The organism is Flavivirga eckloniae (genome assembly GCF_002886045.1).
GTDB classification, from domain to species: Bacteria; Bacteroidota; Bacteroidia; order Flavobacteriales; family Flavobacteriaceae; genus Flavivirga; species Flavivirga eckloniae.
Genome location: NZ_CP025791.1, coordinates 1,082,538 through 1,096,816, shown reverse-complemented (window position 1 = coordinate 1,096,816; position 14,279 = coordinate 1,082,538). Strand labels below are relative to the sequence as shown.

Genomic DNA, 14,279 nt, shown 5'->3' with positions numbered 1-14,279 from the left:
AAGTGTAAGTTTATTAGTTTTTTTCGAGTTTTTCATTTAATAGCTCTAATCGTTTGCTTTTTTATTAAAGGCTTTTATAGGGTAAATGGGTTATTATGAGCTATCCAGATTCGGTGCTTTTAATAATGATGTAATTGTTGTAAAACAGTTCGTCGGATATTTGGATGATAAATTCTTTATACCAGAATTTATACGCATTTCAATCTAGGTAGAGCGATTGGTTTTTAACATAGAAACTCATGTTAGTTAGCGCTAGAATTATAACTTTAGCTCTGTAACCCTAATTGGTTATTCCCAAATATTTGAATAAGGTTACACTAAAAAAGATATATTCTAAATCCTCTGATACAATTGCCTATAAGTATTCGGAGATTTTTGTTTGTACTTATTAAACTGCCTATGGAAGAAAGAAAGGTTGTTAAACCCAGACTCATAACCGATTTCGGAAACAGATAAATCCGTTTCTATAAGCATTTTACTGGCAATAGTAATTTTATATTCATTAACGTAGTTCGAAAATGTTTTGTCGAAAGTCTTTTTAAAGAAACGGCAAAAAGCCTCCTTGCTTAGAGATAGCTTATTGGAGATTTCCTCTAAAGAAGGTTGGTTTAAAAAATTATCCTTTATATAATTGTTTACAACATTAACGCGATGACTCTCTTTTGGAGAAAGTGCTTTACCAAAACTGGGACCTGCCAATAATTTAATGGAAGCCTTGGTAGCTAACACATTTAAAATATTTAAAAAAGTTAAGAAACGCTCAAAAGGATTTTGATTAAAAATAGAATTAAAGGAACTTTCTAAAGAAAATGCCGTATCCTGATCGAAAGCAATGCCATACGACGATTTTAAAAGCATATTTTTTATACTTGTAAACTCGGGTTTTTCAATCCAATCCTTAAATAAGGCATCGTCCCATTGTATTACAACACACTTAACCTGCTCGTTTTTGGTGTCTATCGTCTTCCAGGAGTGCGGTACATTTTTTCCAACTAAAACCAAATCACCTCTTTCAAATGGATGCATAGAATCTCCCACATATCTAATTCCTGTGCTTTGTATAATATAGGTAAGTTCGTATTGTGGATGAAAATGCCACTCTGCCTTAAATTCCTTTTCCTCAAATACTTTAACTTTAAAAGAATTGTTGGGAGAGGTTGTTACTTGTCTTAATTGCGCTTTCATGAGATTAAAAATACTAAAAAACGACAATTATTGGTTAAAATAAAATATTAATGCCTTAAAAAAATCAATATAGTGTACAATAAGTGTAGTATTCTGTATAGTTTCAAAAATCAATTTAAAGATATTTGTAACGATAAACTAAGTAATACAAAAATGAACGATTTAGACATAAGAGATTTAAAGATTTATAAAGCTTCTACAACGTTAAAAAAACCGATTTCGGATGCAACACACACACTAACTGAAATCTCATTTGTTGTTTTAAGAATACAATTAGAAAATGGAATAATAGGAGAGTCTTATCTACTATCATTTCAATATTCACCTAATGCTATTATAGGAGCATTAAAAGATTTAATTCCAATAGTTAAAGGATATAAAGCATACGAAACTGGATTATTGTACCAAAAGCTTGAAGGCTTATTCGAATATTTTGGAAATCAAGGTCTATTAAGATGGGCACAAGCTGCTATTAATATTGCCATGTGGGATGCCTGGGGAAAAGCTCAAGGAAAACCTGTATATAAATTATTGGGTGTTACAAAAGAAAAAGTAAGCATATATGGTAGTGGTGGCTGGATATCTTATACTATTGATGAGCTTATTGAAGAGGTTACCGATTATGCAAGCAGAGGATTTAAGGCCGTAAAAATTAAAGTAGGCTCTCCAAAAGTGAGTACCGATTTAGAACGCTTGAGACAAGTAAGAGAAGCTGTTGGAGATCAGGTGGATATTATGATGGATGCCAATCAAGGTATGGATTTACCCTCGGCTATTAAACTTTCAAATGGTGCCAAAGATTTAAATATTAACTGGTTTGAAGAGCCTGTAAATCATCAGGATTTTCAAGCTTACCAAATATTAAAGAATCAAACCGGTATTTCTTTAGCCATGGGAGAACGGGAGTACGATACCCTGCCACTTCGAGAACTGGTTACCAGAAATGCTCTGGATATTTGGCAACCAGACATATTAAGAATAGGAGGCGTAGAGGCTTGGAGAGAAAGTGCAGCTTTGGCAGATAGTTTCCACTTACCAGTATTGCCCCACTATTATAAAGATTACGATGTACCATTACTATGTACCATACCAAATGGCGTTGGAGCAGAATCTTTTGATTGGGTAGACCCTTTAATTGATAACCCAATGAAAATTGATAATGGTTTTGCTAAACCTCATGATTTACCAGGATGGGGATTCCGTTTTATTGACGATTGTTTAACAGAAATTAAATAATATGGCACTATCTGTTTTTTCATTAAAAGGAAAACTAGCTTTAGTAACCGGTGGAGGCACAGGGATTGGAGCGGGTATTTCAAAAGCTTTTATAGAAGCTGGCGCACGTGTTGTTATTACTGGGCGTAGAGAAGATGTACTAAAAAGCGCTGTTAAAGAATTGGGAGAAGGTGCCCATTATCGCGTAAACGATATTACGGATAAAAAAGGAATTCCGGATTTAGTAAACGATATTGAAACTAATATTGGTCCTATCGATATATTGGTAAATAATGCAGGCATTCATCATAAAGGTATGGCGCAAGATACTACCGATGAAGATTTTGAAAGAATCTTGCAGACCAATGTAATGAGTGTATTTGCCTTAACCCGCGAGTGTGCTAAATATATGTTAGAAAGGAAAAAGGGTTCTGTTATTATGATAGGCTCTATGGCCGGATTATTTGGTATAGATAAAGTTGTAGCCTATGGTACTTCAAAAACCGCTTTAACAGGATTGGTAAATGCTTTGGTAACCGAATATTCCACAAGTAATGTACGTGTTAATGCGATAGCGCCCGGTTGGATAGAATCTAACATGTTTTTAAACGCGATTAATAATGACGAAAAAAGAAAACAGCAAATTACAAACCGAATAGCTATGGATGGCTTCGGGAAAACAAGTGATATTGGTAATGCAGCAGTTTTTTTAAGCTCGGAAGCAGCAAGATATATAACAGGAGTCGTGCTTCCGGTTGATGGTGGTGCAACAGTAAATTTTTAAATATATTAGATGAAACCAACATATATAAAAGGAGACCATTCTAAAAGCCCAGCATTTAATAACGAAAGCAGATTAGTTTACGGTACTTCAGGTTTAGGTGGTGTTTGGGGAGAAGTTGATCAAAGAGATTCTATAGATGCTTTATTATATGCGCTAGAACATGGTATTTCTACTTTAGATATGGCACCATCTTATGGGAATGCCGAATATTATGTAGGAATGGCTTTGAGAGAATGGAAAGGCAAAAAGCCCTTTGTGAGCACTAAGATAGGACGTTTAAAAGGAAAAGGTGCTTTTGAAATGAATCTGGATTATAGTACCGATGGTATGAAACGCAGTCTGGATAATAGTTTAAAAACAATAGGACTAGATAAAATAGATTTGTTGTTTTTACACGAACCTCAATTGGTTCCAATTGAAAACATAGAAGACATATTAAATACTTTAAAGGGCTTCAAATCTGAAGGATTAGTAGATTCCATTGGAGTAGGAGGAAACCCATCACCTGAATTTATGCCATTTGTTACCAAAGAAAACTTTGATGTAGTTTCTGGGTTTTTACGTATGGATGCCTGTAGTTTATCGGCATTTAATGGTGAAATTCAAACGTACAAAAAAGAAGGGATAGCCTATTATGCGGCTTCGGCATTACATTTTTCATTACTGGGAAATCGTTTTGAAGCCTATAAAAAAGAAGGTGCAGATGGTAAATGGATAACACAACTAGATTTGGATAATGCTATTAGGGTAAAAACAGTGGCAGATAAATATGATATGCCACTGGCAACTTTATCGCAGCGCTATTTGTTTTCAATTAAAGAAGCAGATAGGGTGGTTATGGGAGCAAGAACCCCGGCACAAATTAAAGCAACAATAAATGACTGGAACACTGGAAAATTGTCTGAAGAAATTTTTAATGAAGTTACAGCTTGCATTTTAACGAAATAATATGAAGGTAATTAGATTAAAAGAACCCGGAGCATGGGAACATTTAGATGTTGAAAAACCAGGCGATGCCTTATCATCTGGAAATGCACTTTTAAGAGTAAAGAAAATAGGTGTCTGTGGTACAGATTTACATGCTTTTAAAGGGCAACAACCCTTTTTTAGTTATCCACGAATTTTAGGACATGAATTAGCTGTTGAGGTTGTTGCTGTAGCAGATGATGTAACCCATGTATCAATTGGAGATAAATGTTCCGTAGAGCCTTATTATAACGATATTATCGGGCAAGCAGTACGAAGAGGTAAAACCAATTGTGGAGAACATTTACAAGTTTTGGGAGTGCATGTAGATGGAGGTATGCAGGAATATTTTGTATATCCAGCTAAATTTTTACATGCGACCAACTCATTAACAGATGACCAATTGGCCATGATCGAGCCTTTGGCTATTGGATGTCATGCCGTTGATAGAGCTGATATTAAAGAAGATGATATTGTACTGGTCATTGGAGTAGGGCCTATTGGTTTAGGAACCATACAGTTTGCCCAGTTAAAAGGCGCAAGGGTGATTGCTATGGATATTGACGATACTAAATTGAAAAAGTGTCGGGAGATTACCAAAGTAAAAGATACTGTTAATGCTTTGGGTGATGTGGAGGCAGAATTAGCAACACTTTTAAATGGAGATTTACCTACGGTAATTTTAGATGCTACAGGTAATTCAACGTCTATGATGAACACTTTTAAGTATGCGGCAGCAGGAGGAACCATTGTTTTTATAGGACTTTTTATGGGCGATGTCGTTTTTCATGATCCGTCTTTTCATAAAAAGGAATTGACCTTAAAAGCGAGTAGGGCAGCTATGGGTGAGGATTTTGGAAGGATTATCAGATTAATCGAGGCAGGTAAAATTGATGCAACATCTTTTATTACACATCGTATGAATTTTGATGATATTCCAACAGAATTTGAAAAGCTTTATACGCATAAAGATTTAATAAAAGCCATTATAGAATTTTAACTAACTAAAAAAATAAGATTTAATGCAATCAAAAAAAGAAAGTTATTCGCAGTTTTTAGTGCCGCTAATTATAGTAATGGCATTGATGTTTTTTTGGAATTTAAGCAGAAATATTAATGATGTATTAATACCTCACCTTAAAAGAGCATGTCAGCTGACTGATTTTCAGTCATCATTAGTGCAATCTGCTTTTTTTGGAGCTTACTTTGTGGTCGCATTACCTGCAGGTTGGTATATCCAGAAAAAAGGGTACCGTATGGGAATGATTACTGGGTTGCTTATTGCAGCAATTGGAGCTTTTCTATTCTATCCGGCAGCAGAAACACGCGTATATTCATTTTTTTTGTTAGCCTTATTTGTTATGGCTGCAGGATTTGCCGTTTTAGAAGTTACAGCATCTCCTTATATTACCAAGTTAGGGAGTCCAGAAGGCGCTTCAAGTCGTTTAAGTATGGCATCAGCTATTGGTTCGGTAGGAGCAACTATTGCACCTTCATTAGCGGCAGTACTACTTTTACATGAAGTGGATGTGCCACAATCAGCAATTGATGCTTTTACACCCAGTGAGTTAGAAACGTTTTTATCTGGAGAGGCCAATTTAGTAAAACCACCATATATCGTACTAGGAGCTATACTGGTTTTAATAGCCTTAGTGGTCGTTTTTACAAAATTACCAACCATTAAAGATGAAGCAGGAGGAGATAAAAAGCCGCTAATTGATATATTAAAATTTAAACACACGCTATATGGTGTTGGAGCAGAGTTCTTTTATGTAGGTGCCGAAGTAGGAATTGTTAGTTTTATTATTAGGTATGCTAAATGGTTTAACCTGCCAGAACTTACAGAACAAAAATCAGCACAGTATATTACTGCATTTATGGGTTTAGTGCTTATAGGCAGGCTCTTAGGTGTTTATATCTTAAAAAGATTCAAACCTCAAAACGTACTAGCCTTTTGCAGTATCAGTGCTTTTATTATGGTACTTTTAGCAATCGTTACTAATGGCTACTTCTCATTAACATGCTTATCTATAGTTGGGTTTTTCACCTCTATTATTTACCCGATTATATTCAGTTTAAGTATGAAAGATTTAAAGGAATATACAAAAACAGGTTCCTCGGTATTTTTATTAGGAATCGTTGGTGGAGCTATTGTACCTCCTTTAATGGGATATATTTCAGATACCGTTGGAATTAAATATTCGTTTATTATTCCACTAATTTGTTATGTATACCTGTTGTTTTTTGCATTAAAAGGTCACGTGGTAAAAATTAAAGCCTAGCTAAAATGAATGCTAACCAATTTCGTCGGTTCACTTATCTGGTTACTATAGAAAATCTGGATATTTCAGAATTTGTAGCGCAGATAAAATCAGAGCGTATTCAAAAGCAGTTGGAAGTATTAGGGGTGTTCTCCTTTGAAATATATCAAAAAGAGCAAGACTGTTTTTTGTTGGTGGATACATCATACAATATGGATAGCTTAACCCTAAGTAATACCTTGTCAAGTGTACAGGTAGACATTAATTTTCAAGGTTTTTTACAAGAAGAAAATGAAGCGTTTTCATTTGAATCATCCCCATTAGAGCGTATTTATAAATTTGAACAGAAGAAGGTATATAAGGCTAAAGAGGGACAACTAAAAACCGACATTGGACCAAAAAAACGTTTTGTTTGGACCTTATTATTGCAGGAAGATCCAGAATTGATGGCCGAATACAAAAGAGTTCATAGCATGGGTCAGGCATGGCCCGAAATTACTGCAAACATGGAATCTGTTGGTGTCAAGGATATGGAAATCTATTTATCAGGGACGCAAGCTATTTTAATTATGGATACCATACCCGATTTTAATCTAGAAGAAATAGGACCAAAATGGCAAAAATTACCAAGAGAAGAGGAATGGCAAGCGTACGTTGCTAAATTTCAAAGAACAGATCCAGATAGCTCTATTCAGGAGAAATGGAAAGATATGATTGCTTTATAATTATAAAATACTAACAATAATCAGTAATGAATAAAAACATAATAGTACTGTTGCTTTTAACGGTTATCTGCTTTAACTGTAAAAGTAAAAAGGAAGAAGAAGTAAAAGAAGATACAGTTTTTAAGTATGAAGAAAACTGGGAAAGTTTAAAAGAATACAGTATCCCACAATGGATGAAGGATGTTAAATTCGGAATTTTTATTCATTGGGGACCTAACTCTGTAGCCAAACTTCACACCGATTGGTACCCACGATGGATGTATCTGGATTCGGGAATTGTTAATCCGCAAACAGGTGAAGTGATTAACGACAAACCTCACCCAGCGGTAGCTTACCATAAAAAAACATTTGGTGATCAAAAAGACTTCGGATATAAGGATCTTATCCCTATGTTCACCATGGAAAAATTCAACCCTAAAGAATGGGTAGATATATTCAAAAAGTCCGGAGCGCAATACGTGGTGCCTGTTGCCGAACATCATGATGGTTTTGCTTTATACGAATCGAGTATTACACCATACAATGCTGTAGATATGGGACCAAAACGCGATATATTTAAAGCACTTACTAATGAAATTAAAAAACAAGGATTGATATCTGGGGCGAGTTCGCACTTGGCTTTCAATTGGAATTATTACAATCAGCAAGATTATTTTGATACAGGAGACCCAAAATACGCCGATTTATATGCACCGCCTCATAAAATGGGAGATTCGGTAAGTACAAAGTGGTTAGCTGATGTTTGGTGGCCTAGAACAAAAGAAATTATAGACTTATATCAACCAGATATTTTGTGGTTTGATTTTTATTTAGATAGACCGGAATTTGTACCATACCACAAAAAGTTAGCAGCCTATTACTATAACTCTGGAGTTGCTAGAGGTAAGGATGTGGTGTTACAAACTAAAAACTACAAGTTCGAATCGTATCCAAAAGGAACGCATATGCTGGATTTAGAGCGTAGCAAATTAGATTCCATTCGAAATGAATATTGGCAAACCGATACCTCTATAGGGAAAAATTCATGGTATTATGCAGAGAATTGGATTCCAAAATCGGCAGAAGAACTGGTAGCGGATTTAGTAGACATTGTTAGTAAAAATGGATGTCTGCTTCTTAACATTGGACCTAAATACGACGGTACTATTCCCGAAGACCAACAAAAAACATTATTGGATATGGGTAAATGGTTAAAAGTTAATGGCGAAGCTATTTACGGAGCAACGTATTGGGAAGTCTACGGAGAAGGGCCTACAAGAACAAATTTAGGACACCTTTCTGAAAGTAAAAACAAGAAGTTTACACAGCAAGATATTCGATTTACAACAAAAGGCGATGCACTTTATGCTACGGTATTAGTTCCTCCAACTGAAGAGGTTCAGATTAAATACCTGAAAACTTCAAAAATTAAGGTGAAATCAATTGAACTCTTAGGTTATGAAGGAGAAATAAAATTTGAACAAAACGATGAAGGGTTAAAGATAGCATTGCCAAAAGAAGAAAATTTGGAGTATGCCTGGGTGTTTAAGATTAATAAATAATAAAGACTATCTGAGGCAATATATTAGAGTTGTTGATATTTAAGACAGGAATAATCAAATACAATAAAACAGTATACAGAGAACATCAATCTTTGTACGTTTTACCAATATTTTACGATTTCAATATGCTATAGCGTATGGCATTGTTGATAGTGTAGTGAGTATATTTTAAAATACATTGCTTAAAAAACTATGGGGGGTTATAGAACATATTCAGTAAAAAGTTTATTACCAAGTATGTGGTTGCTTTTGTCTGTACTTTCCTGTTCGCCAAATACTCAACAACCAAATGTTATTTTAATTGTTACCGACGATCAAGGTTATGGCGATTTGGCCTGCCATGGTAATCCGTATATAAAAACACCCAACATAGATAAGTTACACGGACAATCGGTTCGTTTTACAGATTTTCATGTCGATCCCACTTGCGCACCAACGCGTGCCGCACTTATAACAGGGAAATATGCACATCATGTAGGCGTTTGGCATACGGTTAGTGGTGGCAATCATTTGCGTGCATCTGAAGTTACCATGGCAGACGTTTTTAAATCTGCAGGCTATAGAACAGGGCTATTTGGAAAATGGCATTTAGGTTCAAACTATCCGTATCGTCCAATGGACAGAGGCTTTGATGAATGGCTAGGACAAGGCGATGGTGGTACGGGAACCACCGATGATTGGTTCGATAATGATCGTGTGAATGATTATTACTGGCATAATGGAGAACGAGAGCAACGAAATGGATTTGCCCCAGATGTATTTTACGAAGCAGCAATAGATTTCGTAAATAAAACAAACGAAAAGGATAAGCCTTTTTTCTTGTATCTACCTACTTATTTGCCTCATCATCCGCACACCCTACCAGACAAATCATGGGCGAATAACGAGAACTCGGAAGTGTCTAACTATGTATCTTACTTTTTTGCTGGGATAGAACGTATAGATTGGAATATTGGTCGATTACGAGAAGCATTGGAAAAATCTGGTCAGTCAAAAAATACCATTCTCATTTTTATGAGTGATAACGGAGGAACAGCGGGAGTAAAACTGTTTAATGCCGGAATGAGAGGTCATAAAGGACAGGTTTACGATGGTGGTCATCGGGTGCCATTCTTTGTACATTGGCCAAAAGGAGCGTTAAGTCAGAATAAAGACGTAAAAGACCTTACATCTCACATAGACGTATTACCAACATTAATAGACTTATGTAAGCTAAAGTTGGAAAATGAAATAGATTTTGATGGACGTAGTTTTAAACAACAACTTTTTAATCCGGAATTAGCACTTTCTGAACGTACACTATTTGTAGAAACCCAACGAAACTATAAACCCGAATCATGGGAAAATACCGTAGGAATGACTAATGAATGGCGATTGGTTGATGACAAGGAACTGTATAACATGAGTAACGATCCTGCACAAACACAGAATGCGATAGATGCGCATCCAGATATTGTAAAAAAGATACGTGAGTCGCATGAGGATTATTGGACTAAAGTTACTCCCGGAGATCGCGATCGACCTAGGTTTATTATTGGACATCCAGACGACCCTGAAACATTTTTGACTCCATCCGATTGGTATTTACCCAATGTGCCTTGGAATCATGCACAGGTTGCAAAAGGGAGTCCGCAAGTAGGTAGTTGGCAGGTGACCATTTCAAAAAAAGGGATGTATAGATTCGAAGTTAGGCGATGGCCTAGAGAAGCTGATACTGAGATACAAGGCGTTCCGGTATTTAAAAAAAATGTGGATGCCTGGGATGCTAACGGTGGCATAGATAAACTTATTTATGGCAACACGATTACGCCGATGCCTATTGAGACCATTACGTTAGAAGTAAACGGATTTTCCAAGACAATTGAAGTTAACCCAGAAGATAAGAGGATTATATTCGATATACCCCTAAACCCTGGAAATACAGAAGTAAAAGGAACTATGTTTAATAGTGAAGGTAAAGCGTTAGCAGGAACCTATTATGTGTATGTAAACCTTTTGTAGCATACATGGTAAAACCTTAAAGCAAAATTTAAAATTAAAAAAGACTAAATGAAACAGATTGTATTTGCTCCAATTTTTAAACGATTGTTGACAAACGATATCATGTTTAACTCAAGTAATCTAAGATTTACCTTTGTGCTAAGTATGCTTGTATTGTTAAGTGGGTTTAATGTAGACGGACAAACGGTTCAACCGGAATTATGGCAAAACCAACATGTTTTCGGTATTAATAAGTTGCCAGCCAGAGCTACTTCATATTCTTATAAAGAAACAGGGAGCGCTTTAGAAGGAAATAGGGAAGCCTCCAGGTTAATGATGCTTAATGGCGCGTGGAAATTTAAATTTGCTAAGCAAGTAAAGGACAAACCCAATGATTTTTACAAACTAGACTTTGATTATAGCTCTTGGGGTTCCATAGAAGTACCTTCATGTTGGGAAATGAAAGGCTATGGAACTCCAATTTATACCAATTCAACATACCCCTTTTCAGCCAATCCACCATACATAGATCGAGCTAACCCAGTTGGCTCCTATATTAAAGAATTTGAAATTCCATCCAATTGGAATGATGATGAGATTGTACTTCATTTTGGAGGCGTAAGTTCTGCATTTAATTGTTGGCTAAACGGTGCGTTTATAGGCTATAGTCAAGATAGTCGATTACCAGCAGAGTTCAATATTACCAAACTTTTAAAGCCCGGGAAAAACACGTTGGCAGTACAGGTTTACCGTTGGAGTGATGGTAGTTATTTAGAAGATCAAGATCATTGGCGGATGAGTGGAATTCACCGAGAGGTTATGTTGCTGGCGCAGCCTAAGGTTGCAATTAACGATTTTTTCGTTCGTACCAAGCTAGATTCAACTTATACCAATGCTGTGCTTCAGGTAAGACCAGAAATAGCCATAGACGAAGCGTTAGATGCTAAAGCGTATACTATAACAGCACAGCTTTACGATCATGAAAATAAACCGGTTATAAAAAATGATTTAAGCATTAATGTGGATGACATTGTAAATGAATTTTACCCACAAAGGGATAATGTATATTTCGCATTGCTTGAAACCGAGCTTAAAGGCATTAAAACATGGAATTCGGAACATCCATACTTATATACACTTGTATTTAACCTTAAAGATAAGGCCGGGAATACGGTAGAGGCTAGAAGTACTAAAGTTGGGTTTAGAGATATAAGATTCTCTTCATCCCATGAACTATTGGTTAATGGCGTTCCGATTAAGATTATAGGGGTTAATCGTCATGACCATAGTCCAACAGGAGGGAAAACTGTTACCAGAGCCGAAATGGAACAGGATATATTTCTTTTAAAACAAAACAATTTCAATTCAATTCGTACGTCCCATTATCCCAACGATCCTTTTATCTATGAGCTTTGCGATAAATATGGTATTTATGTCATGGACGAAGCTAATATTGAGTCTCATGGTGTACGTGGTGAATTGGGAAATACCCCATCTTGGAATGCGAGTATGATGGATCGGGTTATTCGTATGGTGGAGCGCGATAAAAATCACCCTTCTATTATTTCATGGTCTTTTGGAAACGAATCTGGCTGTGGACCAACATTTGCAGGTATGTCTGGCTATGTAAAAGATTTTGATCCGTCCCGATTTATTCATTACGAAGGGGCACAAGGAGACCCAAATCATCCGGAGTATGCCAAAATAGAATCGGAAAAGTATGAGGCTTATATGGAGAAGTTTTATTCTAATCCAACCGATCCAAGATATGTAGATGTGCTTAGCCGCATGTATCCTTATTTGGAACAACTGGAAGGTATGGCAATCAGTCCATATATTAACAGACCTATCTTAATGTGTGAGTATGCACATTCTATGGGGAATTCCCTTGGAAACCTTAAAGAATATTGGGACATGATTTATTCTTATGATAATTTGATAGGGGGCTATATATGGGATATGATCGATCAGGGAATTGAGCGAACAGCAAAAAACGGTAAAAAATACTTTGCCTATGGTGGTGATTTTGGAGATACTCCCAACGATGGTAATGTAAGCATAAATGGCGTTTTCAATTCAGATAAAAGCTTACGTCCGCAGTCTTACGAGTGTAAATATGTATTCCAACCTGTAGTAATAAGTGCGGTAGATATTAAAAAAGGTACGATTGCATTAGAGAATCGTTTCAACTTTACAGATCTTTCGTCTTACCAATTTACTTGGGAGCTTGTTAGAAATGGAAAGAAAATGCAACAAGGAGAGTTTGATGGACCAAACATAAAGCCAGGAAAGACAGGAGAAGTGGATTTGAATTTCAAAAAGATCAAATTTCAAAAAGAAGATGATTATTGGGTACAGATTAAAATGTTTAGTAAACAAAAGAAAGATTGGGCAGATACTGGATACTTAATTGCCGAAGAACAATTAATGATTCAAGAAGCACAACCTCAATTAAAACAAATAAAAACCAAGTCTCCTGAGTTAATTGAGGATGATAAACTTATCCAGATAAAAGGCGCTGGCTTTTCGGTGGTTTTTAACAAAGAACTTGGAGCCTTGTCTACAGTAGCCATTAAAGGAAAAATAGCCGTTGAAAAGCCATTACTACCGAATCTATGGCGAGTACCTACCGACAATGATGGTTGGGGATGGAATACACCAAGAGAACTTGAAGTTTGGAAGAATGCTAAAACCAATATGAAACTTGAAAGCTTGAATGCTGAAAAACAAGCTAACACGATAGTGGTGAAAATAAAACGTGAGGTACCGGATGCTGCAATAATTGAAGAAACGTATACTGTATTTGGTAATGGAGCCATTGATGTTGATTTTAATATTCAGGTTAATGAAACTGCACCAGAACTAATCCGTGTGGGGATGCAAACAGCCATTAACAAGAATTTTGTAGATGTTCAATATTATGGAAAAGGGCCTCACGAGAATTATATTGATCGTAACCGTTCGGCATTTAAGGGCATTTATTCTATGAAGACAGATGCATTAACCGAATCTTATGTTAAACCTCAGGAATGTGGAAATAGAACAGGAGTAGAGTGGTTAGTACTTAAAGGAGATAAAGGATCAAAGTTAAAGGTAGAGGCAAAAGATAAAATTGCATTTTCTGTTTGGCCTTTTAGTGAGGAAAATTTAGCGACATCCGATTTTACATGGCAACTTGAGGAAGCCAAGTATTATACCTTAAATATCGATTTGATTCAGGCAGGAATAGGAGGTATTGATTCTTGGAGTATAAAAGCCCGACCAATAAATACCTACCGTTTGTTGAAAAAAGAATATGCATTTGGGTTCAGATTGAGTTTTTAGTTGTTCTCTAGTTGCTTGTTTATAGTGTAGTTATTTTGAGTTAAAAAGGAAGCTACTAAAACCCTTAAATGCTGAATTTCACGAATTATCACAAATGGTTCTAAATATGAACTGTTTACAAATAAGTAATTTTAGTTTACTTATTTGTAAATTAAAACACGGAAATATAATAGAATTAAATCGGGTTTGGATTGTAAAAACAGACTGAAAGCCTGATTCGTGATTATGAATAGTCTAGAGAGCTATTCATTATGTTGAGGCTTTATTCGTGTAAATTTGTGTAATTCGTGGCTTGATT

10 protein-coding genes are annotated in these 14,279 nt (G+C 35.9%); 9 read left to right on the top strand and 1 reads right to left on the bottom strand.

The annotated features are described in order from the left end of the window. Positions 1–333: 333 nt before the first annotated feature. A complete protein-coding gene (locus C1H87_RS04525) occupies positions 334–1,185 on the bottom strand; it encodes an AraC family transcriptional regulator (RefSeq protein WP_102754674.1) in 852 nt (283 codons plus the stop codon). A gap of 153 nt (positions 1,186–1,338) precedes the next feature. Between C1H87_RS04525 and C1H87_RS04520 the strand changes: the two genes are divergently transcribed. From C1H87_RS04520 to C1H87_RS04480, 9 genes are all read left to right on the top strand, one after another. Next, a complete protein-coding gene (locus C1H87_RS04520; protein WP_102754673.1) occupies positions 1,339–2,421 on the top strand; it encodes a mandelate racemase/muconate lactonizing enzyme family protein in 1,083 nt (360 codons plus the stop codon). 1 nt (position 2,422) lies between these two features. Continuing rightward, complete coding sequence (locus C1H87_RS04515) at positions 2,423–3,184, top strand: SDR family NAD(P)-dependent oxidoreductase (RefSeq protein WP_102754672.1); 762 nt, start codon at positions 2,423–2,425, stop codon at positions 3,182–3,184. 9 nt (positions 3,185–3,193) lie between these two features. After that, positions 3,194–4,132 (top strand): aldo/keto reductase, encoded by a 939-nt coding sequence (locus C1H87_RS04510; protein ID WP_102754671.1) that lies wholly within the window; start codon positions 3,194–3,196, stop codon positions 4,130–4,132. 1 nt (position 4,133) lies between these two features. Further along, complete coding sequence (locus C1H87_RS04505) at positions 4,134–5,150, top strand: zinc-binding alcohol dehydrogenase family protein (RefSeq protein WP_102754670.1); 1,017 nt, start codon at positions 4,134–4,136, stop codon at positions 5,148–5,150. A 22-nt stretch (positions 5,151–5,172) separates the two neighbouring features. Further along, complete coding sequence (gene fucP, locus C1H87_RS04500) at positions 5,173–6,432, top strand: L-fucose:H+ symporter permease (protein ID WP_102754669.1); 1,260 nt, start codon at positions 5,173–5,175, stop codon at positions 6,430–6,432. 5 nt (positions 6,433–6,437) lie between these two features. Next, the gene (locus tag C1H87_RS04495; RefSeq protein ID WP_102754668.1) at positions 6,438–7,136 is read left to right on the top strand and encodes an L-rhamnose mutarotase; all 699 of its coding nucleotides are present in this window, start codon (positions 6,438–6,440) and stop codon (positions 7,134–7,136) included. 26 nt (positions 7,137–7,162) lie between these two features. Continuing rightward, a complete protein-coding gene (locus tag C1H87_RS04490; RefSeq protein WP_102754667.1) occupies positions 7,163–8,677 on the top strand; it encodes an alpha-L-fucosidase in 1,515 nt (504 codons plus the stop codon). Positions 8,678–8,869: 192 nt separating this feature from the next. After that, positions 8,870–10,678: an arylsulfatase gene (locus C1H87_RS04485; protein ID WP_233783343.1), complete on the top strand. Its 1,809-nt coding sequence runs from the start codon at positions 8,870–8,872 to the stop codon at positions 10,676–10,678. 48 nt (positions 10,679–10,726) lie between these two features. Then, positions 10,727–13,981: a glycoside hydrolase family 2 TIM barrel-domain containing protein gene (locus tag C1H87_RS04480; protein ID WP_102754666.1), complete on the top strand. Its 3,255-nt coding sequence runs from the start codon at positions 10,727–10,729 to the stop codon at positions 13,979–13,981. The last annotated feature ends 298 nt before the right edge of the window (positions 13,982–14,279 follow it).

What these genes read in the sequence shown, in the direction of transcription:
- C1H87_RS04480 (WP_102754666.1), top strand. Translation starts at nt 10,727, where the DNA reads ATGAAACAGATTGTATTTGCTCCAATTTTTAAACGATTGTTGACAAAC.
- C1H87_RS04505 (WP_102754670.1), top strand. Translation starts at nt 4,134, where the DNA reads ATGAAGGTAATTAGATTAAAAGAACCCGGAGCATGGGAACATTTAGAT.
- C1H87_RS04495 (WP_102754668.1), top strand. Translation starts at nt 6,438, where the DNA reads ATGAATGCTAACCAATTTCGTCGGTTCACTTATCTGGTTACTATAGAA.
- C1H87_RS04515 (WP_102754672.1), top strand. Translation starts at nt 2,423, where the DNA reads ATGGCACTATCTGTTTTTTCATTAAAAGGAAAACTAGCTTTAGTAACC.
- C1H87_RS04510 (WP_102754671.1), top strand. Translation starts at nt 3,194, where the DNA reads ATGAAACCAACATATATAAAAGGAGACCATTCTAAAAGCCCAGCATTT.
- C1H87_RS04490 (WP_102754667.1), top strand. Translation starts at nt 7,163, where the DNA reads ATGAATAAAAACATAATAGTACTGTTGCTTTTAACGGTTATCTGCTTT.
- C1H87_RS04485 (WP_233783343.1), top strand. Translation starts at nt 8,870, where the DNA reads ATGGGGGGTTATAGAACATATTCAGTAAAAAGTTTATTACCAAGTATG.
- C1H87_RS04525 (WP_102754674.1), bottom strand. Translation starts at nt 1,185, where the DNA reads ATGAAAGCGCAATTAAGACAAGTAACAACCTCTCCCAACAATTCTTTT.
- C1H87_RS04520 (WP_102754673.1), top strand. Translation starts at nt 1,339, where the DNA reads ATGAACGATTTAGACATAAGAGATTTAAAGATTTATAAAGCTTCTACA.
- fucP (WP_102754669.1), top strand. Translation starts at nt 5,173, where the DNA reads ATGCAATCAAAAAAAGAAAGTTATTCGCAGTTTTTAGTGCCGCTAATT.